At 71.3% G+C, this 26,139-nt stretch carries 26 protein-coding genes; 14 read left to right on the top strand and 12 right to left on the bottom strand.

Going from position 1 to position 26,139, the window contains the following annotated elements; genetic code table 11:
• Positions 1-13: 13 nt before the first annotated feature.
• Positions 14-2,896: a type II toxin-antitoxin system Rv0910 family toxin gene (locus IEZ13_RS27685; RefSeq protein WP_183218034.1), complete on the top strand. Its 2,883-nt coding sequence runs from the start codon at positions 14-16 to the stop codon at positions 2,894-2,896.
• A 3-nt stretch (positions 2,897-2,899) separates the two neighbouring features.
• On the top strand, positions 2,900-4,504 hold the full coding sequence (locus IEZ13_RS27680) for an AMP-binding protein (RefSeq protein ID WP_183218036.1): 1,605 nt from the start codon (positions 2,900-2,902) through the stop codon (positions 4,502-4,504).
• A gap of 34 nt (positions 4,505-4,538) precedes the next feature.
• Here IEZ13_RS27680 and IEZ13_RS27675 read toward each other — a convergent pair whose 3' ends face one another.
• The gene (locus IEZ13_RS27675) at positions 4,539-4,919 is read right to left on the bottom strand and encodes a YccF domain-containing protein (protein WP_183218038.1); all 381 of its coding nucleotides are present in this window, start codon (positions 4,917-4,919) and stop codon (positions 4,539-4,541) included.
• Positions 4,920-4,972: 53 nt separating this feature from the next.
• Between IEZ13_RS27675 and IEZ13_RS27670 the strand changes: the two genes are divergently transcribed.
• Together IEZ13_RS27670 and IEZ13_RS27665 are read left to right on the top strand one after the other, a co-directional pair.
• Entirely contained in the window at positions 4,973-5,752 is a 780-nt protein-coding gene (locus IEZ13_RS27670) for a LamG domain-containing protein (RefSeq protein WP_183218040.1), read from the top strand.
• Between the two features lie 121 nt (positions 5,753-5,873).
• Positions 5,874-7,295, top strand: coding sequence for an MFS transporter (locus IEZ13_RS27665; protein WP_183218042.1), 1,422 nt, complete (start codon positions 5,874-5,876; stop codon positions 7,293-7,295).
• A gap of 76 nt (positions 7,296-7,371) precedes the next feature.
• Here the strand turns inward: IEZ13_RS27665 and IEZ13_RS27660 are convergent, their stop codons facing one another.
• Complete coding sequence (locus tag IEZ13_RS27660; RefSeq protein ID WP_229795091.1) at positions 7,372-7,974, bottom strand: TetR/AcrR family transcriptional regulator; 603 nt, start codon at positions 7,972-7,974, stop codon at positions 7,372-7,374.
• Positions 7,975-8,104: 130 nt separating this feature from the next.
• Here IEZ13_RS27660 and IEZ13_RS27655 point away from each other — a divergent pair, with 130 nt between their 5' ends.
• Both IEZ13_RS27655 and IEZ13_RS27650 read left to right on the top strand, forming a co-directional pair.
• Positions 8,105-9,094, top strand: coding sequence for a lysylphosphatidylglycerol synthase transmembrane domain-containing protein (locus IEZ13_RS27655; protein WP_183218043.1), 990 nt, complete (start codon positions 8,105-8,107; stop codon positions 9,092-9,094).
• Between the two features lie 4 nt (positions 9,095-9,098).
• Positions 9,099-9,578, top strand: a complete 480-nt coding sequence (locus tag IEZ13_RS27650) for a DinB family protein (protein WP_183218045.1) — start codon at positions 9,099-9,101, stop codon at positions 9,576-9,578.
• Between the two features lie 12 nt (positions 9,579-9,590).
• Here IEZ13_RS27650 and IEZ13_RS27645 read toward each other — a convergent pair whose 3' ends face one another.
• The 3 genes from IEZ13_RS27645 to IEZ13_RS27635 all read right to left on the bottom strand — a co-directional run bounded on the left by IEZ13_RS27645 (position 9,591) and on the right by IEZ13_RS27635 (position 10,879).
• Positions 9,591-10,127 carry a DUF5565 family protein gene (locus IEZ13_RS27645; RefSeq protein ID WP_183218047.1) on the bottom strand — a complete coding sequence of 179 codons (537 nt, stop codon included), beginning with the start codon at positions 10,125-10,127 and terminating at the stop codon, positions 9,591-9,593.
• Positions 10,128-10,236: 109 nt separating this feature from the next.
• On the bottom strand, positions 10,237-10,434 hold the full coding sequence (locus tag IEZ13_RS27640) for a hypothetical protein (RefSeq protein ID WP_183218049.1): 198 nt from the start codon (positions 10,432-10,434) through the stop codon (positions 10,237-10,239).
• Entirely contained in the window at positions 10,400-10,879 is a 480-nt protein-coding gene (locus IEZ13_RS27635; RefSeq protein WP_183218051.1) for a hypothetical protein, read from the bottom strand. Before IEZ13_RS27635 ends, IEZ13_RS27640 begins: the two co-directional genes overlap by 35 nt.
• A 61-nt stretch (positions 10,880-10,940) precedes the next feature.
• Between IEZ13_RS27635 and IEZ13_RS27630 the strand changes: the two genes are divergently transcribed.
• Positions 10,941-12,134 carry an MFS transporter gene (locus IEZ13_RS27630; protein WP_203833886.1) on the top strand — a complete coding sequence of 398 codons (1,194 nt, stop codon included), beginning with the start codon at positions 10,941-10,943 and terminating at the stop codon, positions 12,132-12,134.
• A gap of 1,129 nt (positions 12,135-13,263) precedes the next feature.
• On the opposite strand, the gene IEZ13_RS27625 is transcribed toward IEZ13_RS27630, so the two are convergent.
• The 3 genes from IEZ13_RS27625 to IEZ13_RS27615 are packed head-to-tail and all read right to left on the bottom strand — an operon-like array spanning position 13,264 to position 15,541.
• A complete protein-coding gene (locus IEZ13_RS27625) occupies positions 13,264-14,019 on the bottom strand; it encodes a hypothetical protein (RefSeq protein ID WP_183218054.1) in 756 nt (251 codons plus the stop codon).
• 18 nt (positions 14,020-14,037) lie between these two features.
• Positions 14,038-15,021, bottom strand: coding sequence for a hypothetical protein (locus IEZ13_RS27620; protein ID WP_183218056.1), 984 nt, complete (start codon positions 15,019-15,021; stop codon positions 14,038-14,040).
• A gap of 25 nt (positions 15,022-15,046) precedes the next feature.
• On the bottom strand, positions 15,047-15,541 hold the full coding sequence (locus IEZ13_RS27615) for a SigE family RNA polymerase sigma factor (RefSeq protein WP_183218058.1): 495 nt from the start codon (positions 15,539-15,541) through the stop codon (positions 15,047-15,049).
• Positions 15,542-15,644: 103 nt separating this feature from the next.
• Here IEZ13_RS27615 and IEZ13_RS27610 point away from each other — a divergent pair, with 103 nt between their 5' ends.
• The 6 genes from IEZ13_RS27610 to IEZ13_RS27585 all read left to right on the top strand — a co-directional run bounded on the left by IEZ13_RS27610 (position 15,645) and on the right by IEZ13_RS27585 (position 21,026).
• Positions 15,645-15,929 (top strand): hypothetical protein, encoded by a 285-nt coding sequence (locus IEZ13_RS27610; protein ID WP_183218060.1) that lies wholly within the window; start codon positions 15,645-15,647, stop codon positions 15,927-15,929.
• A gap of 272 nt (positions 15,930-16,201) precedes the next feature.
• Entirely contained in the window at positions 16,202-16,537 is a 336-nt protein-coding gene (locus IEZ13_RS27605; protein ID WP_183218062.1) for a PepSY domain-containing protein, read from the top strand.
• Between the two features lie 210 nt (positions 16,538-16,747).
• A complete protein-coding gene (locus IEZ13_RS27600) occupies positions 16,748-17,221 on the top strand; it encodes a transposase (RefSeq protein ID WP_183218064.1) in 474 nt (157 codons plus the stop codon).
• Between the two features lie 247 nt (positions 17,222-17,468).
• Positions 17,469-18,077 (top strand): MBL fold metallo-hydrolase, encoded by a 609-nt coding sequence (locus tag IEZ13_RS27595; RefSeq protein ID WP_183218067.1) that lies wholly within the window; start codon positions 17,469-17,471, stop codon positions 18,075-18,077.
• 42 nt (positions 18,078-18,119) lie between these two features.
• Positions 18,120-20,261, top strand: coding sequence for a hypothetical protein (locus IEZ13_RS27590; RefSeq protein WP_183218069.1), 2,142 nt, complete (start codon positions 18,120-18,122; stop codon positions 20,259-20,261).
• A 111-nt stretch (positions 20,262-20,372) separates the two neighbouring features.
• Positions 20,373-21,026, top strand: a complete 654-nt coding sequence (locus IEZ13_RS27585) for a DUF3159 domain-containing protein (protein ID WP_183218071.1) — start codon at positions 20,373-20,375, stop codon at positions 21,024-21,026.
• Here the strand turns inward: IEZ13_RS27585 and IEZ13_RS27580 are convergent.
• Both IEZ13_RS27580 and IEZ13_RS27575 read right to left on the bottom strand, forming a co-directional pair.
• Entirely contained in the window at positions 21,008-21,592 is a 585-nt protein-coding gene (locus tag IEZ13_RS27580) for a hypothetical protein (protein WP_183218074.1), read from the bottom strand. The genes IEZ13_RS27585 and IEZ13_RS27580 overlap by 19 nt on opposite strands.
• A complete protein-coding gene (locus IEZ13_RS27575) occupies positions 21,589-22,125 on the bottom strand; it encodes an RNA polymerase sigma factor (RefSeq protein WP_183218076.1) in 537 nt (178 codons plus the stop codon). The genes IEZ13_RS27580 and IEZ13_RS27575 overlap by 4 nt, the downstream gene beginning before the upstream one ends.
• Before the next feature lie 109 nt (positions 22,126-22,234).
• Between IEZ13_RS27575 and IEZ13_RS27570 the strand changes: the two genes are divergently transcribed.
• Complete coding sequence (locus IEZ13_RS27570; RefSeq protein WP_183218079.1) at positions 22,235-24,391, top strand: molybdopterin oxidoreductase family protein; 2,157 nt, start codon at positions 22,235-22,237, stop codon at positions 24,389-24,391.
• Here the strand turns inward: IEZ13_RS27570 and IEZ13_RS27565 are convergent.
• Both IEZ13_RS27565 and IEZ13_RS27560 read right to left on the bottom strand, forming a co-directional pair.
• Positions 24,388-24,981: a response regulator transcription factor gene (locus IEZ13_RS27565; RefSeq protein WP_183218081.1), complete on the bottom strand. Its 594-nt coding sequence runs from the start codon at positions 24,979-24,981 to the stop codon at positions 24,388-24,390. The genes IEZ13_RS27570 and IEZ13_RS27565 overlap by 4 nt on opposite strands.
• A complete protein-coding gene (locus tag IEZ13_RS27560) occupies positions 24,978-26,129 on the bottom strand; it encodes a sensor histidine kinase (RefSeq protein WP_183218083.1) in 1,152 nt (383 codons plus the stop codon). Before IEZ13_RS27560 ends, IEZ13_RS27565 begins: the two co-directional genes overlap by 4 nt.
• Positions 26,130-26,139: the final 10 nt, after the last annotated feature.

The following is a 26,139-nucleotide window of genomic DNA, read 5'->3' as shown; positions in this document are numbered from 1 at the left end:
TAGGGGAGCGTCGATGCCCGCTGGGAACCTGGCCCGGATGTTCGCTGTCGCACGGGCGGCCGCGACCACGGCCCTGAGCCGCCGCCGGCCCGAGCCGGACACGCCGCCGGCGGTCGAACCACCCCGGGTCTTCGCCTACCCGTGCAGCGTCGCGGTCGAGGTGGCGGCCCGCCCCGGCCAGGTGTTCGCGGTGCTCGCCGATCCGGCCCGGATGCCCGACTGGGTGCTCCAGCACACCGGATGGATCGACGCGCCGCCCGCCGAGTTCGCCGACGGGGCGCGCTTCCGGCAGCGGATCAGGCTGATGGGCGTGCCGAGCGAGGTCCGCTGGACGGTCACCGGGGTCGTCGCGGACCGGGCCGTCTGGTTCGAGGGCACCGCGCCGATGGGCATCGAGGTCGGCTTCTACCTGTCGGTGGCGCCGTCCGCGGCCGGTGCGCTGGTCCGCTTCGACGGCGGGGTCGAGGGCGGGCCGACGGACGGGCCGCTCGGGCCGATGGTCGCCCGGAACCTGGCCGACGCCATGCGCAAGAGCCTCGCCGAGCTGGGCCGGCTGGCTCCGGCGGCGAGCGCGTCACGGCCGCCTGCCGTCACGGCCGCGAGAAGGACAGACGAAAAGCCCGATCCGATCCGGTACGAGCGGACCGGCCAGGATGTCGACGCGTGGACGCCGGTGATCGTCGGCGCCGGCCAGCTCTCCGAGAAGTCCACCGAGCCCGGCGGCGGGGACCCGGTGTCGCTGGCCGTGCGCGCGCTGCGGCAGGGCGCCGGGGCCGATCTGCTCGCGAAGGCGGACTACGTCGGCTACGTGGCCAGCGTGTCCTGGCAGTACCCGGACGGGGCCGCGCTGATCGCCGCGGCGGTCGGCGCGACACCCGCGCAGACCGTGCAGACCACCATCGCCGGCGGTGACGGCTCGCTGCGGCTGCTCAACGACGCGGCCGCCGAGATCGCCGCCGGACGGGCCTCGATCGCCCTGGTCGGCGGCGCGGAATCGGCCGCCACCGCGGCCGCCGCCGAACGCTCCGGCCACACCCTGGACTGGCCCGCCCAGCCGGACGGCACGGCGCCCACCCGCACACTGGGCAGCGACGCCCCGGCCAACAACGACGCCGAGACGGCCGCCGGCCTGGTCGCGCCGATCTACCTCTACGCGCTGATCGAATCCGCCGTCCGCGGGCGCCTCGGCAACACGCCGGAGGAGCACCTGGACCGGATCACCCGGCTCTGGGCGAGCTACTCGGAGGTCGCCGCCGCCAACCCGGCCGCCTGGCAGGGCGTCCCGCACACCGCGGAGGAACTGGCCGCTCCCACCGCCGCGAACCGGATGATCTCCGCGCCCTACCCCAAGCTGCTGACCGCGAACCTCCAGGTCAATCAGGGGACCGGCATCGTCGTGTGCAGTGCGGCGGCAGCGCGGGCCGCCGGGATCGGCCAGGACGACTGGATCTTCGTACACGCCGGGGCGCACGCCACCGAGGAGTGGTTCGTCACCGAGCGCGCCGATCTGGCCACCTCACCCGCGATCAGGGCGATCGGCGACGCCGTCCTCGGGCACAGCGGACTCGCCATCGACGACGTCGAGCACATCGACCTGTACGCCTGCTTCCCGTCCGCGGTCCAGATCGCCGCGGGCGAGCTGGGGCTGCCGATCGACGACCCGGGGCGGCCGCTCACCGTGACCGGCGGGCTGACCTTCGCGGGCGGGCCGGGCAACAACTACACCAGCCACGCGGTCGCCAACCTGGTGCCGCTGCTGCGTGCCGAGCCGGACAGCTACGGGCTGGCCACCGCCCTGGGCTGGTACCTCACCAAGCACGCGGCGACCGTCCTGTCCGCCCGGCCGCCGGTCTCCGCCTTCGTCGACATCGACGCCGACCCCCGGTTGCCGCGGCCGCCGGCCCGTCGCGCGCTGAGCTCCTACCGTGGGCCGGCGGTCGTGGAGGCGTACACCGTCCCCTACGAGCGGGACGGTTCGCCCGCTGCCATGATCGTTACCGCGATCACCCCGGCGGGCGACCGCGTCGTCCTCCGTACTTCCGACATTTCTGAAATATCGGAATTCTGGAAGCTGGAGGTGGACGGCGCCGGTTTCACCGTGACCGACCGTGGCCGGCATGAGCTGCCGCCACCACCTCCGCCGCCGCTGATCGTCGAGTGGCACGGCCCGGTGACCGTCTGGAAACTGAACCGGCCCGCGGTCCGCAACGCCATCGACCTGACCACCGCCCGCGCCCTGGAGAAGGCCGTCGACGCGTTCGAGGCCGACCCGCGGGCCCGGGTCGCGGTCCTCACCGGCTCGGACACCGTGTTCAGCGCAGGCATGGACCTCAAGGCCGCCGCCCGTGGCGAGTACCCGGTCACCGAGGGCCGCGGACTGCTCGGCATCACCGCGAGACCGCCCGCCAAACCGCTGATCGCCGCGGTCGAGGGGGCGGCCCTGGCCGGCGGGTGCGAGCTCGCCCTCGCCGCCGACCTGATCGTCGCCGCGGAGGATGCCGCGTTCGGCATCCCCGAGGTCAAACGCGGCCTGGTCGCCGCCGCCGGCGGGGTGCTCCGGCTCGCCCGGAGCCTGCCCCGCAGCACCGCCCTGGAACTGGCCCTCACCGGCGAGCCGATGCCCGCCCGCCGGCTGCACGACCTGGGCTTGATCAACCGCGTCACGTCACCGGGCAAGGCGCTCGATACCGCCCTGGAACTGGCCCACGACATCGCGGCCAACGCGCCCCTGGCTGTACTGCTCTCGAAACGCATCGTCGACGAACACCGCGACTGGGGCGCCGCGGAGGCCTTCGACCGTCTCTCCGACATCGCCGGCGAGGTGATCGGGTCCGCGGACGCCGTCGAGGGCATCCGCGCGTACGCCGAGAACCGAACCCCCATATGGAAGGGCTGATAGTTGAGCACGCTGCACGCGGTTCTGCGGATGCACCAGATAGGCATCGTCAACCTTCTGCGCCCGGACCGGCTGATCAAGGCCGCCGGCAACAACGCGAAGATCGGGCCGCAGGCGGCCCTCACCGAGAAGGCCGCGACCGAGTTCCCCGACCTGCCGGCGCTCACCGACGAGCGCGGCACCTGGACCTACCTCCAGTTCTTCCAGCGTTCCAACGCCCTCGCGCACGCGCTGCGCAAGGTGCGCCTGCCGGAGAAGTCGATCATCGGGGTGCTGGCCCGGGACCATCGTGGGCTGGCGCTGGCGATCACCGGCACGGCCCGCGCCGGGCTGCGGCTGGCGATGCTCAACACCGGTCTCGCCGCCTCCCAGCTCGCTGAGGTGATCAAGCGGGAGAACGTCCGCTTCCTGATGTACGACAGCGAGTTCGCCGACGCCGTCGATGCCCTGCCGGACGACATCCCCCGCTACCTGACCTGGGAGGACGACGGCTACGACCGGCCGCCGGGGCTGCTCAGCGTGGAGGAGTTCACGGCCGCCGAGCCCACCACGATCCCGCAGCCGATCCCGGAGAAGCCGGGCGGGTTCATCATCCTCACCAGCGGCACCACCGGACTGCCCAAGGGCGCCCCGCGGACCAAGGTGTCGCCGCTGGCCAGCGCCGTCATCGCGGACCGGATCGACTTCCCCCGCCAGGGCACCGCGGTGATCGCGTCCCCGCTGTTCCACGCCACCGGGTTCGGCGCCTGGACGGTGGGGCTGTCGCTGGCCAACCACGCCGTGCTGCTGCGCCGCCTCGGGGCCGAGCAGATCCTCGCCGCGATCGCCGAGCACCGGGCGCACATGCTGGTGGCCGTCCCGACCATGCTGAACCGGATCCTCGCCCTCGGCCCGGACGTGATCGCCAAGTACGACACGTCCTCGCTGAAGACCGTCTTCCTGGCCGGATCGGCCCTGCCGCCCGACGTGTGCGTCCGCTTCCAGGACGTCTTCGGCGACGTGCTCTACAACGTCTACGGTTCCACCGAGGTGGCCGTCGCGTCCGTGGCCCAGCCGCACGAGCTGCGCAAATCGCCCGGAACGGTGGGCCGGCCGCCGGTGACGGTCCAGGTGGCGCTCTTCGACGGCGAGGACAAGCGGATCACCGCCGCCGACACGAAGGGCCGGGTCTTCGTCCGTACCGGCATCCCGTTCGAGGGCTACACCGACGGCCAGCACAAGCAGATCATCGACGGTTTCATGGCCACCGGCGACCAGGGGCACTTCGACGCCGACGGCCTGCTCTACATCGACGGCCGCGAGGACGACATGATCATCTCGGGCGGGGAGAACGTCTACCCGCTCGAGGTGGAGAACCTGCTCGCCGAACGGGCCGACGTGATGGACGCCGCGGTCATCGGCGTCGACGACCCGGACTTCGGCACCCGGCTGCGCGCCTTCATCGTCCCGACCGAGGACTCCGCCCGGGACCCGCAGGAGATCCGCGAGTTCGTCCGCGCCAACCTGGCCCGCTACAAGGTGCCCCGGGACGTGGTCTTCGTCGACGACCTGCCGCGCAACCCGACCGGCAAGCTGGTGCGCCGGGAGCTGCCCACCGGGCCGCTGTAGACGCCGGAGCCGTCCATGGCCGGGTGGTCGCGGGTCAGTCCAGATCCACGATCTCCCGGCCCAGCGGCCAGAACGCCACCGGCACCAGCTTGAAGTTCGCGATCCCGAACGGGATGCCGATGATCGTGACGCACTGCGCGACACCGGCGAGCAGGTGGGTGAGCGCCAGCCACCAGCCGGCCAGCACCACCCAGAGGATGTTGGCGAGCCCGGAGCCGACGCCCGCCCCCGGGCTGCTGACCACGGTCCGCCCGAACGGCCACATCGCGTAGACGGCGAGCCGCAGCGCGGCCACCCCGAACGGGATCGTGACGATCAGCAGGAAGCAGACGAGTGCGGCCAGCCCGTAGCCGAGGGCCAGGAGGAAGCCGCTGCCGAAGATGAACCACAGCACGTTGAGGATGAATCGCACCACCTCAGGATGACCCGTGACCGCCACCCCTGGCCTGCGGATGCGTTTGACGGTATGTGCCCTCACCGCTGACCCGCCGCCGAGCCGCGGTGATCGCCCTGCTGGCGCTGGTGCCGCTCGCCGTCCTCGCCGCCGCGATCGTCTTCCGCCCGTCCGGCCCCGCGCCGGCCGTCTGGGTCACCCCCACGTCACCGCCGGCGCCGCCGCCGCTGATGCTGGCCCGCTACGACTTCGACGGTCCGCGGCCGTGGGACGACGCCTCCCGGTTCGGCCACCATCTGACCCCGTTCGGCGGCAACCGGGCCCGCCCCCGCAGCGTCCCGCACGACGCCGGCCGGGCGGTGCAGTTCCCGCCGCCGTGCGAGCGGGAGCCGTGCCGACGGCTCATCCTGCGCGCGCTCAGCCGCCCGGACCTCAACCCGGGTGACGCGCCGTTCAGCTACGGCGCCACCGTCCGGCTGGCCGCGCGGCACACCACGGACGGGCAGAACGTGCTCCAGAAGGGCTACTCGGCCGAGGGCAGCCAGTACAAACTCCAGATCGACGGCCGGCCCGGGCAGCCGAGCTGCGTCATCCGCGGCGAGGACTCCCGCGTCATCCACGTGGCCGTCGCGCCGTTCGGGGTGGCCGACGGGACCTGGCACCGGCTCGAGTGCCGCCGGACCCGTACCGATCTGATCCTGTTCGTCGACGGCTCGCCGCACGCCGCCGTCCGCATCCCCGCGACGCTGCGCGTCGACAACGCCATGTCCCTCAACGTCGGCGGCAAGAGCGCGCACGGCGACAACGACCAGTTCCACGGCGCCGTCGACGAGATCTTTCTTTCAAAACCCTAGCTTTCGTACGCCTATGTGAGCCCCGGGAAGCTCGTGTGATGTAAACGTCCGTTGACCTGACTGCGAGTGGACCCTAACTTGGGTAAGTCAGCGAATGTTTACTTCTGTTTCCGGGGATCTGATGACGCAAACCATCGCCGAGCCGGTCAAGTCCGGCGCCGCTCCGGGAAGGCACGCGAACACCACGCTCGTGGTGCTCTTCCTGTCGCTGGGCGGGCTCGCCTTCGCCGTGCTCCAGTCGCTGGTCGCGCCGGCGCTGCCGGTGATCGCCCGGGAGTTCCAGGTCGACACCGGGGAGATCAGCTGGATCCTGACCGCGTACCTGCTCTCCGCCTCGGTCCTGACCCCGATCCTGGGCCGGCTGGGTGACATGGTCGGCAAGCGCAGGGTCCTGCTCGCGGTCCTGGTGCTGCTCGCCGCCGGCACCCTGCTCGCCGCGCTCGCGCCCAACCTCACCGTGCTCATCCTGGCCCGGACCCTGCAGGGCGCGGCCGGCGCGATCATGCCGCTCTCCATCGGCATCGTCCGGGACGTGCTGCCGCCGGAGAAGGTCAGCGTGACCGTCGGCGGCCTCTCCGCGATCTTCGGCATCGGCGCGGGCGTCGGCATCGTCGCGGCCGGCCCGATCGTCGACCACCTGTCCTGGCACTGGCTGTTCTGGTTCCCCCTGGTCATCGTCATGATCGCGCTGGTCGGCGCGATCTTCGGAGTGCCCGAGTCGACCAGCCGCACCCCGGGCCGGCTCGACCTGCTCGGCGCGGGCATCCTGTCCGTCTCGCTGGTCTCGATCCTGCTGGCCATCAGCGACGGCGACGACTGGGGCTGGACCTCCGCCAAGACGCTCGGCCTGCTCGGCTTCGGCCTGGTCGCGCTCGTGGTGTTCGTCCTGGTCGAGCTGCGCATGGCGGAGCCGCTGATCAACATGCGGCTGCTCACCAAGCGGGGTGTGTGGACCGCCGACCTGGTGGCGCTGATCCTGGGCTTCGCGATGTTCGGCAGCTTCCTGCTGATCCCGATCCTGCTCCAGCTCCCCACCGCCCTCGGCTACGGCTTCGGCAAGACGGTCTCCGAGGCGGGCTTCTACCTGCTGCCGACCACCCTCATGATGCTGGTCTTCGGCCCGCTCGCCGGGTTCCTGGACCGGAAGTACGGCCCGAAGATCCCGCTGGTGGTCGGTGCCGTCGCGGTCGTCGCCGCCTTCGCGCTGCCGGCCGTCGGGCACGGCGAGATCTGGCAGATCCTGGCGTCCGGCTGCCTCACCGGCATGGGCATCGGGCTGTCCTTCGCGTCGATGTCGAACGCCATCATCGCGGCCGTCCCGGCGGCCAACACCGGCGAGGCGACCAGCGTCAACGCGATCGCCCGGTCGGTCGGCAGCAGCATCGGCACGGCCGTGATCGCCGCGGTGATCGCCTCCGAGACCGGGCCGCGGGGCATCCCGTCGGACGCCGCCTTCACCAAGGGCTTCTGGATCTGCGCGGCGGTCGCGGCGCTGGCCGTGCTGGCGTCCCTGCTCGTGCCGTCGTCCCGGCGCCGCGCCTGACCGGATCTTCACGGCTGGCTCTCAGCGCTGTCTCGAGGCCGTTGAACAGCACTGAGAGCCAGCCGGTCGCACTTCGTCAGTCGTTCTTGAGGAGGGCCTCGACCAGGTCGCGCAGCGGCGGGACGAGGTCCTCCTCGGTGGCCTGAGCCAACGGCCCCAGACCGGTCTTGGTACGCAGGAGCGCGATCCCGGCGGCGGCGGCCAGCACCACCTGGGCGCGCAACAGCAGGTCGTCGCCTTCGGGGGAGCCGGGTGACCAGCCGGCCACCGCGGCCAGCCGCTCGCTGTAGGACTGGAGCAGCCCGAGCCGGATCCGGTCGGCTCCCTCGTCGCCGGACGAGCGCAGCAGCAGCACGAGATGGTAGGGCAGACCGTCCGCGCACGGGCCGGCGATCTGCCGGGCGATCGCCTCCGGCGTGCGGCTGAGGGGGGCCTCCCCGGTGTTGCGCCGCAGCTCGTCGACGCTGCTGGTGAGGCAGGCCTCGAAGAGGCCCTCCTTGGACCGGAAGTAGCGGCTGATCAGCGCCACGTTGACGCCCGCGTCGTCGGCGATGTCGCGGACCGTGGTGGCCGCATAACCGTCCCGGGTGAACCGCTGGATCGCCGCGTCGAGCAGCAGCCGCCGGGTCTTCGCGGCATCCCGGCGCCGTGGCGGCGTCGCGGTCTCCCCTGTGGTCACAGCGGTCCTTCCGGTCAGTTACGCCAGCTTAGCCACCCTGCTCCTGTGACGAAAACGGCTGTTGACCCCTATGCCGTACGCCGGTACGGTTTTGAAGTCAACAGTTGTTTACTAGAGGCCGGATGCAGGAATGACCACCCTCGTCGAGGTGCCGACCAAACGGCGTGGCGCCGGCTGGACAGTCGTCGCCGTGGTCGCCGCGATCCTCGGCGCCGAACTGCTCCTGGGCTGGCAATCGCTGCTCGGCGCGCTCGCCCACCTGCGCGCCCCGCACCTCGGCTGGCTGGCCGCCGCGCTGCTCGCCGAGACCGCCGCCATGCAGGCCTACGCCCGGATGCAGCGCCGCCTGCTGCGCTCCGCCGGCGTCCGGGTGCCGTTGCGGCGGCACGTCGCGCTCGCCTACGCCGCCCACTCGCTCAGCGTGAGCCTGCCCGGCGGCCCGGCCTTCTCCACCGCCCTCAACTACCGGCAGATGCGCCGTTTCGGGGCCTCACCGGCGATCGCCTCCTGGTGCATCGCCCTCTCCGGCATCCTCTCCGCTGCCGCCCTCGCCGCGATCACCCTGTTCAGCACGGCCACCGCCGGCGACACCGCCGACTGGCACACGCTGGCCGCCCTGGCCGTGGCCGTCGTCCTGGCCACCCTCGGGGTGCGCCGGCTGGCCCGGCACCCGGGCCGCCTGGCCGCGCTGCTCACCGTGGTGAACCGGCTGCGCCAGCGGCCCGCCGACCACGGCCGCGACCGCGTCCAGGACTTCCTCGAACAGCTGCGGGTCGCCCGGCTCACCCCCGGCCACGGCGCCGCGGCGATCATCTTCGCCCTGCTCAACTGGCTGCTCGACGCGCTCTGCCTGTGGCTGTGCTGCGTCGCGGTCGGTGGCGGCACGATCAGCACCGGACAGTTGCTGCTGGCGTTCTGTGCCGGGATGGCCGCCGGCAGCCTGCCGATCGTGCCCGGCGGGCTCGGCATCATCGACGGCGCTCTCATCCTCGGCCTGATCACCGGCGGCATGACCACCGAGATCGCCATCGCCGCGGTGGTCCTCTACCGGCTCATCACGCTGGGCTTCATCATCGGCCTGGGCTGGCTCTCGTACCTGGCGATCCGCCGGATAGCGTGAGTGCATGTCTTCGATGGACGACGTGATCGACAGGCCGCTGCGCGAGCAGTGGGAGTTCTTCCTCGACGAACACCGGGCGGCGCTGCACGACTGCCTCGACGGCCTCACCGAGGAGCAGGCCCGGCGGAGCCTGGTGCCGTCCCGGACCACGCTGCTCGGGCTGGTCAAGCACGCCACGTTCGTCGAGAAGGTGTGGTTCGACGAGGCGATCACCGGGCGGTCCCGGGACGAGATCGGGATCCCGGCGACACCGGACGAGTCGTTCATCCTGACCGGTGAGGACACCATCGACAGTGTGCGGGCGGCCTATCGGGAGACCTGCGAGGCCTCCCGGAAGGCGACCGCGGCGCATCTGTTGGACGACGTGGTGACCGGCAACCGGCGCGGGCCGCTGCCGCTGCGCTGGATCTACCTGCACGTGCTGCGGGAGTTCGCGCAGCACTGCGGGCACGCGGACATCCTGCGCGAACAGATCCTCGCCTGATTCTCTTCGGGCCTATGCGAAATCGCGGTACTTGATCTTGGCTCGGCGGCCGTCCGGGTGATGCCAGACGATGCCCTCGAACTTCGGGTGCGCCAGCAGCCAGGTGCGCAGCCCGTCCAGGTCGCGGGGCACGTCCAGCCGGTCGGCCTTCGCGTGCGCCACGAGCGCGTGTCCGCGTACCCCCTCGGGGTTGCCGTTGATCTTCTCGCCGATCAGCTCGTAGGTGCCCGGATCGCCGGAGAACGACGTGGCGGCCTCGGCGTGATATCTCGCGTAGGCCGACTGGGCGATCGGCTCCCAGCCCACCGTCTTGCCGGTGACCTCGTCGGTCATCACCGGCCGGTAACCCGGCGGACGGGTCCGGCTCGGGCGGACCTCGCGGCGCGCCCACCACGTGCCGTCGGCGTCGAGCAGCACACAGGTGCCGTCGTATTTCCGGGTGGCGATCCCCTCGCCGTCGAGAACCCACTGGCAGACGGGGTTGGCCTCGGGCAGCACGCGCTTACGGTCCTGCGGGTCACGCTGGAACAGCGTGGGGATCTTCTGCATGGCGCCATCGTCGCATCGGGCTCAACCGGTTATCGGTGCCCGCCGACGCGACGCTGCCGTCACCCGCTCGGTGTGAGCGGGTGACGGCTTGTGGTGCGCGTTGGGTGGGTCAGACGATCATGTCGAAGACGCCCCAGCCGGTCCAGATCTCCTTCTGCTCGCCGAATTCGAAGCTGCCGTTGCCCTTGTAGAGCCAGATGGCCTTGGTGCTCGGTTCCAGGCCGGGGTGGAGGCGACCCGGAAGGGTTGGGTGCGCGGATGGCCGGCGGCCCTCAGTTCTTGGTCGCGGCCAGGTGGACCAGGACACTGTCCGGGTCGTCGAGGCCGAACAGGACGCTGCGGTAGGTGCCATCGGGCCCGGGCGCCTCCGCCTCGTCGATGCCGGCGACCTTGATCGACTCCTCCGGCTTCCACAGGCCACCGCCGCCGAGGTCGTCCTTGTCCGTTACCGGTCGCAGACCGTCGACCGGCTGGGCGGTGAACTTCCCGGACGCCACGAACCCGTCGAGCGCGGCGCGCGGCATCCGGAACTTCGCGACCAGCCGCGTCTCCAGGCCGTTGCTGTAGACGGCGGACAGCAGGACCGTCCCCGGCGGCAGCGTGACGTGGGCGACGGCCTCCACCTGGGAGGCGGTGGCGAGTTCCGGTTCGGACTGTAGGCCGGTGGCGAAGTCTTCGGCGAACTGACCGAGAACGATCAGCAGACTGAGGGCCGACAGCGCAAGGGCGAGATTGCTTCGCCAGCTTTTCATGGTTGTAAATATTACGAAGTGTCGCGCATGGCGGTGTCCGGGGGCGGGCTACCGTTCCCGGGTGACCGAGACCACCGCCGCCCAGGGCCAGACGCTGCGCCAACTCGGACCGACCGTCTACCTGCCGTCGGCGGTCTACTCCACCGGCATCGGGGCGGTCGCTCCGGTGATCGTGCTGACCGCCACCGGCCTCGGCGCGTCCCCCGCGGTCGCCGCGATCGTCGCCGGGCTGCTCGGCCTGGGCCAGATCAGCGGCTCCCTGCCGGCCGGCGTGCTGATCTCCCGGGTGGGGGAGCGGCGCACCATGCTCACCGCCGCCGTGTTCGCCATCCCCGCCCTGATCTGCTGCATGCTCGCCCCGAACGTGCTGCTCCTAGGAGCGGCGGTCGCCCTCCTGGGAGTGTGCGGCTCGGCGTGGGCGCTGTCCCGCCACGCCTACCTCACCGAGGCGGTCCGCCCCGAACTGCGCGCCCGCGCCATGTCCACCCTCGGCGGCGTCGGCCGGATCGGCACGTTCACCGGCCCGTTCCTCGGCGCCGCCGCCATGCACCTGGCCGGGCTCGACGGGGCGTACCTGGTCGCCATCACCGGAGTCGGCCTGGCCACCGTAGTGCTGATCGTGTCACCGCCGGTCCCGCACGACCGCGCCGTACCGGCCGGGGCCGAACGCCCCGGACTGTGGGCGGTCATCCGCGCCAACCGGCACACCCTGCGCACCCTGGGCGTCGGCGTGCTGCTGGTCGGCGCGCTGCGGGCCTCCCGCCAGACCATCGTCCCGCTGTGGGGCGTGTCGCTCGGCCTCGACCCGGCCACCATCGGCCTGATCTACGGCGTCTCCGGCGGCATCGACATGCTGCTGTTCTATCCGGCCGGCAAACTCATGGACCGCTACGGCCGGCGGTGGGCCGCGGTCCCCGCGATGGCCCTGCTCGGTGCGGCACACGCCCTGCTGCCGCTGGCCACGGGCGCGTTCGGCCTCACCGCGGCGGCGCTGCTCATGGGCCTCGGCAACGGCCTCAGCGCGGGCCTCGTCATGACGCTCGGCGCGGACGCGTCCCCCGCGGCCGGGCGCGCCGAGTTCCTCGGCGCTTGGCGTCTCTGCTCCGACATCGGCCAGGGCGGCGGCCCACTCCTGATCGGCGCGGTCACCGCAATCGCCTCCCTGACGGCCGCCGCGATCACGGTGGGCGGCGCGGGCCTGCTCGCCGCGGTCCTGCTCCACCGATGGATAAAACCCCATCCCCGGTACGAGTAACGAGCACCACCAACCCCTCAGCCACCCCACCCGCCCCGCCACCTCTCCGGCCCCGCCCCACCCACCCCACTCACCCCGTCACCCGCCCTCACGTCTCGCCCTCACGTCTTGTCCTGGCGTCTCGCCCTCGCGCCCGTACTGGTGCCTCGTGCCTGTTCCCATGCCTCGTCCCGATCTTGGGCGTTCGCCCACCGCCATCGGTGGGCAAGCGTCCAAGGTCGCCGCAATCGGAGGAGCCTGAGCCGTTGCGGGGGTGGACTGTGCACCTCGTGCGGATCTTGGGCGTTGGTTTACCGCTCGACTTTCGTAGTTGTGGGGTGTTAGGCGGCTTCTTCGGCCCAGGTCAGTCGGGGGGTGTGGAGTTCTTCGGCGGTTGGTTGAGCTGGGGATGTGCCAAGAATTCGGGTGGCGATGAGGGTGCGGCGGAGTTTGGTGATCATGTCTTGGTAGGACGGCTGGGTTTGGTCGGGTACCAGGGTGCGGCGGTGCGGCGTTGGGTGACGGTGTAGCTGGTGTGGCCGTGCAGGGTGTACCAGCAGATGACGATGGTCTGGGTGTAGAAGCCGAACGGGACGGTGCGTTCGACGGGAGCGGGAGCGGGTGCGGGTGCGAGGCCACGAGGTGCGCGGGGCCCGCGGGGCAAGGTGCGCGGGGTGCAAGGTGCGCGAGTGCGCGAGTGCGCGAGTGCGCGAGTGCGCGAGTGCGCGAGTGCGCGAGTGCGCGGGGCGCGGAGGCGCGAGGGCGCGGGGCCCGCGGGGCGAGGTGCCCGAGGTGCTCCAGGTGTCCGCGGGGCGCAAGGTGCCCGAGATGCGCGGGGCGCGCGGGGCGCAAGTGCTTGAGATGCGCGGGGTGCAGAGTGCGCGAGTGCGCGGGGACGCGGGGACGCGGGGACGCGGGGACGCGGGGACGCGGGGACGCGGGGCGCTAGATGCGAGGTGCGCGGGCGCAAGGTGCCCGAGATGCGCGAGGTGCGCGAGGTGCGCGAGGTGCGCGAGGTGCGCGAGGTGCGCGGGGCGCAAGGTGCCCGAGATGCGCGAGGTATGCGGGGTGCGAGGTGTGCGGGGTGCGAGGTGTGCGGGGCGCGAGGGGTGTGAGGTGTGTGGGGGTGGTGGTTGGGATGTGGATGTTGTTAGACGTCGGTCAGTAGTAGGCCGTCGCCGATTAGGCCTACGTCGGGGTCGCCCTCGTAGGGGGCGACCTGCAAGGTTCGCTCGCCGTCGACACGGAAGAGCTGGCCGATCTCGAAAGCGTGGCCCTCGGCCAGCATTCGGGCCAGGTGGTTGAGGATCATGGCGGTCTGCTCGATCCGCTCCGGTGGGACCCCGGAGATCAGATCCGGGCGACCGAATTTGATCATGCCTCGGGTGTGCACCGGATGCCCGAATCCGGGACGGCTGTCGGTCTCCGCGACCAGCCCGACATCCCGCTGGATGACGAACGGCCGGTGCGCGTCCAGCCCGGCGACCTCGTCACCCGGGTGCCAGGTGTGCGTGTACACGTCCAACACCGCGAACGCCCCCGCCTCGGCCAGCAGCCCGGCCACCGCCCAGCCGAGCTGTAGATGGGTCAGGTCGGACGGGTCGTCCACGATCAGCCGGATCGAATAGCACCACGTCGCGGCGTCCAGGCGCTCCGGGTCGGGCAGCTCCTGGGCGGCCACCTGCCGCAGCGGCCCCGAACGCCAGCCGTCGAACCAGTCCGGGTCGTCGGAATACCGGTGCTGACGCAGGTCCAGCGCGGCGAGCGGCGCCGACGGCGGGGCGCCGACCTTGAGGTCGAGGCCGCTCAGCACGTCCCGTTCGGCGAAGGCGACGAACATGGTCGACGCCGGGCGGCCGGTGGGGCGGAACGCCGGGCGCGGCCACGGTTCGATCAGAGTGCTCACCTGATCATCCTGCCAGCGTCAGCCCCGGTAGGTGATCCCCGCGGCAAACCTCAGGATGCGCTCCCGGCCCAGCGGAATCGTCTGCTGATCCCACTCGATCCGCAGGGTGCGACCGCCACTCAGGTCGATGTCGAAGATCCCGCCGTCGAGATACAGGTACGCCGGCCTACCCCCGATGAGCAGCCGCTCCCCGTGTGGCCCGGGCGCGAACTTCTCCTCCAGGGTGTAGACGCACAACCCCTCGGGCTGCCGCTGCCTGCCGGACATCTCCTGCGGAACCTGGCAGACCATGGTCGGCCCCACGTACTGCGGGGCCATGCCGGCCATGTGCTCGGCGAACGTGAACGTGGGCGGCACCGGTGGAACCACGCCGGGCTCGCTGCCCAGTTCCCGGGCGAACCGGAGGACCGCCTCCTCGCTGTACGGCGCGAGGCTCGTCACCTGAACCCACTTGTCCTCGGCGGTTTTCCAGCGAACGGCCACATACCGGTGACCGGGAGCCGCGCCGTCGTAGTCGTCGGCGGTGTGCACGATCGCGGGACGGTCACCGATCGTCGTGGAACTCTCGGCAGTCGCCTCCACCTCCCACTCCGGTTCGAGTGGACCGAACTCGGCGGCCAGGATCTGAGTGTCCTTCTCGTACCGGAGGACCTGGTTGGGGCCCATCAGCTCCAGCGTGGGCGGGCCCACTCCATCCGGAACCCAGCCTGGTCGCAGATCGAAGGTGACTATCGGCTCCCAGGGCCCGAGACCCGCCACGTCGGGCAGCGAGGTGACCGGCGCCGCCGGAAGACGCGGCGACAGACCACCGTCGCCCCGGATCGCCAGCGGTACGGCGAGGATTGCCCCGGCCGCCACCACGGCAACCCCGGTCGCCAGCCACCGACGGCGGCGCTGATCACGTCGTACCCCTTTATTGGTCTCGGTCAGCAGATCGGCCGGCGGCATCGTCTCCGAGGCCCGGTCCCGCAGGGTGATCCGAAGGTCGTCCTCGAAGCTCATGCCGGCACCTCTGTGCTCTTCTCACTCATGGGTTCGAATCCTCTTTCGTGGCCTGCGCCAGGCCGGCCCGCAACCGGGCCAGAGCACGAGCGGCATGAACCCGCACCGTGCTGGGCGAACAGCGCAGCACTTCAGCGATCTGCCGGTCGTCGAGATCCTCGTAGTACCGCAGCACCATGACCGCCCGCTGAGCCCGGGTGAGAGTGCCGAGCCGGGACCAGATCTCGTCACGCAGTGCCTGACCCTCGGTGAAGTCACCGCCGACGGGCGCGTCCGGCACGACACCCGGCCGCTCCCCGCTGGACCGGCGGCGCAGCCACGAGACGTGCGATCGAACGATGGCGGTCCGCACGTACCGATCGGGTTGGTCTGTTTCGATCTTTGGCCATCGTCGATATGCCTTGACCAGCACCTCTTGCACCAGATCCTCGCCGAGGTGCCGATCGCCGCAGATCAGATAGGCGAACCGTCTCAGCGAGTCACCCCGATCCCGCACGAACTCCTCGAACCCGCTCAGCACTGGCACTCCCCGCCGTCGCTCGCTCCGTCAATCTTCAGGACGCGCCGGCGAGCCGGATCCGCTTACCCCTCAGCCGGTGACACAGCTTTCTACAGTGACAGGGATGCGGATGAGCTTCGATGTAGGTGCCGAGGAGCGCCACACGGTGGTGTTCTCGTTCAACAAGTTCTGGGGTGGCCTGTCCATCACGGTGGACGGTTACGAGGTCGTCAACACCGTACGGATAGCCTCTTTGAAGCTGGTCAAAAGGTACAACCTTGTGGTTGGTACGCGGGAACAGCACTTCGTGACGATCGAGCACCATCGGAAGTTGCTCTTCGCCGGGCTGCGGGATCAGCCGGTCCATGCGTACGTCGATGGGGTGCTCGTCGCGGAGGGCGTCGCCTGACTTCGCGTCCTTATCCCGGCCTTAACGTTCACACAGCGTGCCCATAGTGATCTTCGCGGGAGGGTTGACCCGTTCTGACCGACAGGAGGGGAAGCCGTGAACAAGAGGTAACCGTGGCGATGGTCGCCGCAGGATCGCTGGTCGTGCTGGGTTTCGGGGGCGCCGCGCTGGCGGAGGGGTCGGATGACGTACGGCCGAGGGCGGTCGCCTCGCCGTCGGTTACGGCGAGTGAGGCGGTCGACCCGAGCGATTTGCCCAGTTCCAGCGGATCCGTGAGTTCCACTGTGCCGGGCTTCACCGCCGGTGAAGCCCGGGCCATCGCGTTGCGTGCCGTCCCGGGTGGCGTCATCGAATCGGTCGAGCGGGATACGGAGCACGGCCGGATCGTCTGGGAGATCGACGTGATCGCCGGCGGCGTCGAGCACGACATCGAGGTGGACGCCGCCACTGGCGAGATCACCCGCCACCGAACCGGTGATGACCGGGACGAGAAGGGCCGCGCCGACGACAGTGGCCGTGCCCGGAGTGAGGACAGTGGCCGTGACGATCGAGTTGACGACAAGAGCCGTGACGACGCTGGCGACGATCACGGCGGCGGCGACGACTGATCGGGCGTAGCTCGCGGTCGCACCTCACGCCCGCGGCTGATCGCGCGCCTCCGCTGCCCTCGCGCATAGATCTTGGACGATTGACCACCGCTCGACTTTCGCACTTTTGGGTGGTTGAGCGTGGGTGTGCGGCGTGGCGCGGTGAGGGGATCTCAGAAGAGATGAAGCATCGGCGGTTCACTATCTTCGGGCAGAAGGTGTGGACCGCCGATGCTTCAGTACGAGACCCTACCGCCGTCGCTGGCCGGGATGCTTCGCTCGTTCCGGTCGTGTTTCACCGCACCGTCGTTTCGCACGTTCAGTGCGCTGCTGGCCGGGATGATCGCGCAGCCGGGCCGGCACACGGTGTGCGGGATGCTGACCGCAGCCGGGCTGGCCGGGGTATGGCACCACGCCAAGGCCCACTGGTTCCTCAGCCGGGCCCGCTGGAACACCGACGAGGTCGGTCTGGCCCTGTTTCGCCTGGTCGTCACCCATCTCATCCCGGCTGACGCGCCGATCGTCATCGCCGTCGACGACACGCTGCTGCGCCGCAGCGGCCGCAAGGTAGCGCTGACGGGGTGGCACTACGACGGCGCCGCAGGCCCGCGGTCGTCCCGGCCACCGCGGCGGCGGCCACCAACAGCCCTCGCCGCTGCCGGTGAACCCGGGCCCAGCGCCGCCGCACGGACAGGAACTCGTTGAGGACCATGCGTTTCACGTACGCCTCGGGTTGTTCCATCGCCGCGATGCGCCGCCACCGCCCGTTGGCCCGGACCATCACCTCCCCGAGATGTCGTCGGCCTGGTGTGGATCGCAGGTGAGCGCGGTCGCATAGCGCAGCAGGGCACCCAGCCGTGCCACCACGAACTCCTCGAAAGTCATGCTCCTGTAACGCTCCCGGTCCGGCGAGTGCTTAGCGACGCCCGGGAATTTCACGGACAATCCGAGGATGCTGCGAGTGGATCACGGTGTCGTCACGGGCACCTTCAGCCTGGACGGCCAGACCTTCGACGTCGACAACAACATCTGGGTGGTCGGCGACGACGACGAGTGCGTGGTGATCGACGCGCCGCACGACGTGGAGGCGATCCTCGCGGTGGTGGGGGACCGGCAGGTGCGGGCGATCATCTGTACGCACGCCCACGACGACCACGTCCGCGTCGCCCCCGGGCTGCGCGACCGCACCGGCGCCCCGATCCTGCTGCATCCCGCCGAGTGGCCGCTGTGGGAGCTGACCCACGGCGACGGCGTGTGGTGGAACATCGACCTGGCCGACGGCGCCCGGATCGAGGTGGGCGGGTCGGTGCTGGAGGTGCTGCACACGCCCGGTCACGCGCCCGGCGCCGTCTGCCTCCACGTCCCCGACCTGAACTGCGTCTTCACCGGCGACACCCTGTTCAACGGGGGGCCCGGCGCCACCGGCCGGTCCTACTCCGACGCCGGGCTGATCGTCGAGTCGATCCGGGAGAAGCTGTTCGCACTGCCGGACGGGACGGTGGTGCACACCGGGCACGGCGAGGACACCACGATCGGGGCGGAGCGGTCCCGCCTGGCCTGACCCTCCTACCATCGGGCTCACCGATGAGAGCGAGGAGAGTCGATGTCCGACCGCGGTCGTCTGCTGCGTTCCCTGCTGACCGCGGACGTGCTGCTCCGGCTGGCGGCCGTCGCGCTGGCCGTGCTGATCGTGGTCCGGGTGCTGTTCGCCGGCGCCGCCGGGTTCGGGTCGATCGCGCTGGTCCTGGCCTCGGCGGCGGCGCTGTGGGCGGCGGTCCGGCTGGGCACGCGGGCCCGGGGGCTGCTGAGCGGGGCGGTCCCCGAGGGCGCCCGGCTGCCGTCGTTCGTCGCCGACCGGCCGCGTTCCCGGCTCGCCGCGGTGCTGGCGCTGCTGGTGCTCGTGGTGCACGCCGCGATCACCGGGTACGTCGGCATCTGGACGATCCTGGTGGCGCTCGTGCTGGCCGCCATCGCCACCCTGCTCAGCCCGAACATCCGCCTCGTGCTGGTGCTCGGCACCACGGCGGTGGTCTTCGCGGCCGCCACCGTCTTCGTGGCGACGTTCTTCCGGGGCAGTTCCGAGGCCCGCGCGCTGGCCGTCTCGCTGGCCGCCGTGGTGCTGCCGGTGCTGGTCTCGGAGAAGCTGGTCGGTCTTTTCCGGCAGCCGGCGCTGACCACCGCCCACCAGGCCGGCCTCGCCGTGCTCACCCTGCTGCTCGGCTTTCTCGGCTGGACCCGGGCCGACTGGCTGCCCGGCGTCATGCACGAGTGCTACACGCTGCCCACCTCGACCGGTATCACGATGCTGCGGGCCACCGCCGACGGCAAGCGGTGTTACGGGCTGCTCGACACGGCCGACGCCGGGGTCTTCGCGGCCACCGCGTTCGGCCGGGACCCGGACACCGTGGCGCTCCAGCGCAAGATTCTGGGGAACAACGAGACGCTCGGGCCCGGCGACCTCACCGTGGTCTGGCTGGGCGCGCTCTCCTGTGATCCGGCGCCCGGGGACGCGACCCGCTGCGCCGACGGGCGTGACTACCCGTCCGAGCGTGACCAGCTTCGGGCGTTGCTCTTCGCTCAGCGGCACATCGACGAGACCACCGAACACCGGCTGCACGTGGTGATCGCGGACGCCACCCAGGACGTCGCGCACATCGACGACATCGCCAAGATGATCGTCGAGAAGCGGGAGACGTTCGGGCCGCGGGTCGCGGTCGTCGGCGGTGGCGACAGCCGGGACACCACCCAGCGGGCGATCAATCGGATCCTCGACGCCGGCATCCCGTTCCTCGCCCCGAACCTGCTGGCCGACCTCGGCGCGCCCGGCCGCCCGTTCGTCGACCGGGCCGGATACCTCCAGCTCGCGCCGGCCAATCTGGCCTACGCCGCCGACACGGTGCACCGGTTGAGCCGGCTGTTCGAGAACGGTTTCCGGCTCGACGTCTACCAGCATCCGAGCCCCACCGACCAGTACACGACGTCGCTCCTCAACGATCTGCTCGCCGAGGTAAGGAAGGTCGACGGCGCCTCCGCCCGGCACGTCGCCGCCCTCGACCGCGTGGACGAGTCGATCTGCGCGAGTGCGCCTGAGCCGACCGTGGTGTTCTTCGCCGACCGCTGGACCCGGTTCGCCGACTTCGTCCAGCGGATCAAGGAGGTGTGCGGTCATTCCCGGCCGCATCTGGTCATCGCCGACGGCTCGGTCAGCCGGTTCATGGCCAACTATCAGCTCCGCGCGGTCAGCGCCGCGGACTGGCCGGTCGACTACTACGTGGGCGGCCCCGGCTGCTCCTCCCTCACCCCCGCGTCGGTGGAGATCCTCACCCGGCAGATCGAACACTTCCACGACCTGACCGGGCTGGCGAAGGGCGAGACGTTCAGCTGTGCCGACCGTGCCCCGGGGGTGTCCGGCGGCGTGCTGCGCGACGCCTGCACCCTGGACGCCGCGATCAAGATGACCAGCCAACCCTGCCACCCCAACGACCTCGGTGGATTCCTGGTCCCGGCCTGGGATGCCGTTCTGCTCGCCGACGCGCTCGTGCCGCTCGACGGCGCCGCGGGCCGGCCGCCCGCCGAGTATCTCGGCGGTCTCTCGCTTCCCGGCCTGACCATGGCCACGGGGGTGCGCGCCGCCGTCGACCAGGGAATCCTGCGCGACCCGACCATCCCCGTGCTGCTCTGGCACGTGGACCCACTCAACGACCCCAGCCAGATCTATGAGCTGCCGAGGCTCACCCTTCGATAAAACCTTCAGGGGTACGGGGTGGAGCGAATCGCCTGCGCGAAGACCCCGCCCTGGGTTCGGTTTGGGGGTGGCGAAGGGTTAGGGTGGCCTAACCTCACAGGGCGGGTGGAGATGGCGCAGCCGGAATCGCTGGCGGAGTTGCTCAACGGGCGGCGGGCCGCGGTCGACGCGTCGCTGCCCGCGGTCGGGTTCGTGGCCGGGTGGCTGGTCTTCGGGGAGTCGATCTGGGCCGGGGCGATCGCGGCCGTGGTGTCGGCGATCGGCGTGTCCTGGTGGCGGCTGCGCAAGGGTGACAAGCCGCGGGCCGTGCTGATCGGGCTGTTCCTGGTGTGTGTGGCCGCCCTGATCGCGCTCTACACCGGAAAGGCCGAGGACTTCTTCCTGCTCCAGTTGCTCAGCAACGCGGCCAGCGCGCTCGCCTGGATCATCAGCATCGTGATCCGGTGGCCGCTGCTCGGGCTGGTGGTCGGCACCGTGCTGGGGCAGCGGACGCGCTGGCGGCGGGATCCGGCGCTGCTGCGGGCCTATTCGCGGGGCAGTTGGGTGTGGGTGATGCAGTACGTCATCCGGGTCGCCGTGTTCCTGCCGCTCTACCAGGCGGGCTGGACCGAGGCGCTGGCCGCGGCCCGGCTCGGGCTGTCCGGGCCGCTGATCGCCGGGTGTCTGGCGGTGAGCTGGTGGGTGATCCGCCGCAGCCTGCCGGCGGACCACCCCGGTCTGCGTCACCCGGTCGTGGTCGACCCGGCTCAGAAGGCCGCTTCGTAGAGCTCGCGCAGGCCGGGCGTGTCGACCTCGCCGCTGTAGCCGCAGAGCAGCATGTCTCCGTTGCCGGTGGCCGCCACCAGGTACTCCTTGCCGAACTCGAACCGCCCACTGCCGGGCATCGTCTCGGAGCTGCCCTCAGGCTGCGGGATCGTGACGCCCGGGCCCTCCATATTCCGGTAGTTGTGGGTGACCTTCATGGTGACGTCGCCGTCGTCGATCTTCGTCACCTTGCCGGCGAAGGCGAAGAAGGCTTGCTCGTCCAGCAGCTCCGGCTTCTGCTCGGCGCACTTCGCCGGCCCACCGGACGGGACCTGGACCGACGGGACGGGCGTGGCCGCGATGATCGCGGGAGAAACCAGCGGCTTCGGGTCCGGGCGCAGGGCCGCCCAGGCGGTCCCGCCGGCGAGCAGCACGAGGGCCGCGGCGACGGGCGCCGCCCATCGGCGGACGGGAATACGGGACATGGCTTCCTCCACGAGGTACTCGACCTGGGCGGGGGAGGACGGTTCCAGCCGCGCGGCCGGGTCGGCGCGGCGCAGGCGTTCCCGGAGATCGTCGTCGGTCATGTCCGGCTCCCCTCTGTCGACCTGTCATGTCCGGCGGCGGGGCCGGTCTTTCCGGTCAGTTCGTCGCGCAGCCGCTGCCGGGCCCGGTGCAGGCGGATCGACGCGGCGTTCGCGGTGATGCCGAGGACCACGGCGATCCCGGCCGGGGTGAGGTCCTCCCAGGCCCAGAGCCGTAGCAGTTCGGCGTCCCCGGGGCGCATCCGGGACAACGCCCCGGTCAGGTCACCGTCGGGTGGGGAGGGACCGTCGACCACGGTCGGCGGTGGGTCGAGCCGGGAGATCCGGGCGAGCAGCCGGAACCGGCGGCGGTGCGCGCGTTCGGCGTTGGCGAGGCAGTTGCGGGCCACCGCGTACGCCCAGGGCAGGTGTTCCCCCGGCATCTCGTCGAGGCGCCGCCAGCAGATCAGCAGCGTCTCGGAGAGCACGTCGTCGGCGGTCGCCGGATCGGTGCGCCGGGCCAGGTAGCGGCGCACGGCGTCGATCACCGTGGGGGCCAGCCGCTCGAACCGGGCCCGGCGTGGGTCGGAGTTCACGAGGTCCACCTCCGCACATGTCCGGCAGCCCGGTCAGTCTTTCAACCTGTCCGATCCGGGGTCGGGCGTGGCAGGATACCGACCAGTAACCCAGCGTTGGGAGACGGCCATGCGGACCGCGTACCGGACCTGCCCGCTCTGTGAGGCCGCCTGCGGCCTGGAGCTCACCATCGACGCCGACCGGGTCGTCGCGGCCCGCGGCGATCGTGAGCACGTGTTCAGTCACGGCTTCGTCTGCCCCAAGGGCGCCACGTTCGGGCAGCTCACCGACGATCCCGACCGGCTTCGCCGGCCCCTGGTCAAGGGCGTCGAGGTGAGCTGGGCGGAGGCGTTCGCCGCGGTCCGTGCCGGGTTGCGGCCGATCATCGAGCGGTACGGCGCCCAGGCCGTCGCCCTCTACCTGGGCAACCCGAACGCCCACACCATGTCCGGCGGCCTCTACGTGACACCGCTGATCCGGTCGCTGGGCAGCCGCAACGTCTACTCGGCGAGCACCGTCGACCAGATGCCCAAGCACGTGTCCTGCGGCTACCTGTTCGGCAATCCGCTGACCATCCCGGTGCCCGACCTGGACCGGACCGACTTCCTGCTGATGCTCGGCGCCAACCCGTGGGAGTCCAACGGCAGCCTCGCCACGGCCGCCGACTTCCCGGGACGGCTCAAGGCGATCCAGGCGCGCGGCGGGCGGTTCGTGGTGGTGGATCCACGGCGGACACGGACCGCCGAGCACGCCGACGAGCACCTCTGGATCCGGCCGGGCACCGACGCGTACCTGCTGTTCGGCATCGTGCACACGCTCTTCGCCGAGGACCTGGCCACGATCCCGGAGTACGTGAGCCGCGTCGAGCCGGTCCGTGAGCTGGCCGGGGATTTCCCGCCCGAGCGGGTCGCCGACGTCTGCGGGATCCCGGCCGAGCGGATCCGCGGCCTGGCCCGGGAGCTGGCCGCCGCCCCGACCGCCGCGGTGTACGGGCGGATCGGCACCTGCACCGTCGAGTTCGGCACGGTCACCAGCTGGCTGATCGACGTGGTCAACATCCTCACCGGGAACCTGGACCGGCCGGGCGGCGTGATGTTCCCGCTCGCCCCGCACCTGTCCGGCGCCGCCAAGCCCGGGAAGGGATTCCGGACCGGGCGCTGGCACAGCCGGGTCCGCGGGCTGCCCGAGGTGAAGGGCGAGCTGCCGGTCGCCACCCTGGCCGACGAGATCGAGACACCCGGCGACGAGCAGGTCCGGGCACTGATCACGATCGCCGGGAACCCGGTGCTGTCCACACCGAACAGCGGGCGCCTGGACCGGGCACTGTCCGGGCTCGACTTCATGGTGAGCGTGGACCCGTACCTGAACGAGACGACCCGGCACGCCGACGTGGTGCTGCCGCCGACCGACTCGGTGCGCAAGGGCCACTACGACTTCAGCTTCCTGGCGCTGTCGGTGCGCAACTTCGCGGCCTACTCGCCGCCGGTGCTGCCGCCCGACCCGGCCGTCCCGGACGAGTGCGACATCCTGGCCCGGCTCATGCTGATCGTTCTCGGCCAAGATGGCGAAGACCCCGCCGTCGTGCACGACGAGCTGCTGCGGCAGGCGCTGCGCCGGGTCCCGGAGGAGCGGCACGGCCTGGTCACCGGCGACCATCCGGCCGAGCGGCTGCTCGACGTGGCGTTGCGCGCCGGGGCGTACGGGGACGGCTTCGGCGAGAACCCGGACGGGCTGACCCTCGACCGGCTGAAGGCCGCACCCCACGGCATCGACCTCGGGCCGCTGCGGCCCCGGATCCCGGCCGCGCTGCGGACCGCCTCCGGCACGGTCGAACTGTGCGTGCCCGAGCTGGCCGCCGAGGCGGAACGGCTGCGGAAGGCCCTCGACCGGGAGCGCGGCGGGCTGGTCCTGGTCGGACGGCGGCATCTGCGGTCGAACAACAGCTGGATGCACAACGTCCCGGCGCTGGTGAAGGGGCGCGACCGGTGCACGCTCCAGATCCATCCGGCCGACGCCGAGCGGCTCGCGGTCGCCGACGGGGAGGCCGTGCAGGTCACCTCCCGGGCCGGCGGTCTGGTGGCCCGCGCCGAGGTCACCGACCGGGTGATGCCCGGCGTGGTGAGCCTGCCGCACGGCTGGGGGCACGACCTGCCGGGCACCCGGATGGCGGTCGCGGCCGAGCGTCCCGGCGTCAACTCCAACCTTCTCACCGACGAGCTGGTGATCGACCCGCTGTCCGGGAACAGCGTCCTCAACGGGATCCCGGTCGAGCTGAAGCCGGCCTAGATCCAGCCCATCCGCTGAGCGTGACGGATCGCGGTGATCCGGTTGGCGGCGCCCAGCTTGGTGATCGCGTTGGACAGGTAGTTCCGCACCGTGCCCTCGCTCAGATGCAGCCGCCCGGCGATCTCGGCGACCGAGGCGCCCGCCGCGGCCAGGGCCAGGGCGTCGCGTTCCCGGTCGGTGAGCGGGTTCTCGCCGGCCATCATGGCCGAGGCGGCCAGCTCCGGATCGAGGTAGCGGCCACCGGCGTGGATGCGGCGGATGGCGTCCGCCAGCTCGGCGCTGGAGGAGTCCTTCGGGATGAAGCCGCGCACCCCGGCCGCGATGGCCCGGCGCAGGTGGCCGGGGCGGGCGAAGGTGCTCAGGATGAGCACGGCCCGGCCCGGCAGCCGCTCGGCGACGCTGAGCCCGTCGAGGCCGGGCATCTCGATGTCCAGGACGAGCACGTCCGGATCGTGGGCGTCGACCGCGGTGAGCACCTCGTCGCCGCGGCCGCACTGGGCGACCACGGTCAGGTCCTCCTCGAACTCCAGCATCATCGCCAGGGCCTCGCGGATCAGATGCTGATCATCGGCCAGCAGGACACGGATCACGCGGCGACTCCGGTCGGGGCGGTGGCGCGGACCAGGAAACGGCCGTCGCCGGTGGGCTGTGCGGTGAGCGAGCCGCCGATCGCGGCCAGGCGCTCGCCCAGCCCGGCCAGCCCGGTGCCGGCCGGATCGGAACCGGTCGTCGCGCCGTCGTTGACCACCTCGAGGACCGCCGAGCCGTCGGCCGCCCGCAACGACACCCGGCACCAGGTGGCCGAGCTGTGCCGCAGGATGTTGGTGGCGCTCTCGCGCACCACCCAGGCGAACGGGGCGGCCGTCTCCGGGTCGACGGCTCCCGGCGGCAGGTCGATCTCGCAGCGCACCCCGTCGGCCTCCAGGATCGCGCGGACACTGTCCAGTTCGGAGGCCAGGTCCAGGACCCGGTAACCGCGGACCGCCTCCCGGATCTGGCGCAGGCTGTCCTGCGCCAGACCGCGGACCACCGCCATCTCCTCCGCGGCGCGGGCCGCGTCGATGGTGGTGAGCTTGCCGGCCAGCTCGCTCTTCACGGCGATCACCGACAGGCTGTGGCCGACCAGATCATGCAGGTCACGGGCGAACCGCAGCCGCTCCTCGGTGACCGCCAGCCGGGCCTCGGCGTCCTTGCTGGCGTGCGCCTGTTCACCCAGATCCAGGATCCAGATCCAGAGCTTGTTCGCGTACGGCACGGTCAGGCACATGATCCCGTAGACGATCGCCGCCACCTCGACCGGGAGCTCCTGGATGCCGGGGTTCAGCGACAGCCAGAGCACACAGAACACGGCGGTGCCGGCCGCCAGCAGAATGCTCGCCAGCCGCCCGGCCCGGACCGTCACCACGCTCACCCAGGCGATCGCGATCATGCCGAAGCCGGACGGGTCGGCGTCCTGCACCAGCAGGATCACCAGGACCGCGATACCGGAGTACAGCGCGTAGCGGCGGCTCTCCCGGGCCTCCTCCGGCCAGCCCACCGACACCGCCCGGATGAAGCGCCAGACGTACCAGTTGAAGACGACCAGCGCGACGCCGGCGACGGCGAACCGCACCGGGTCGGCCCGGCCCTCCGAGATGTGCAGGACGACCCCGGCGAGAGCACCGAACCAGGCCAGCACCAGGGTGAACGCCAGACTCCACATGGTCAGCCGGCGGGCGCGGTGTACTGCGGCGGTCATGGCGGACACC

Origin of the sequence: Actinoplanes campanulatus (assembly GCF_014647795.1) — a bacterium.
GTDB lineage: Bacteria > Actinomycetota > Actinomycetes > Mycobacteriales > Micromonosporaceae > Actinoplanes > Actinoplanes campanulatus.
The sequence above is the reverse complement of the archived record's forward strand: the minus strand, read 5'-3'. Positions and strand labels throughout refer to the sequence as shown.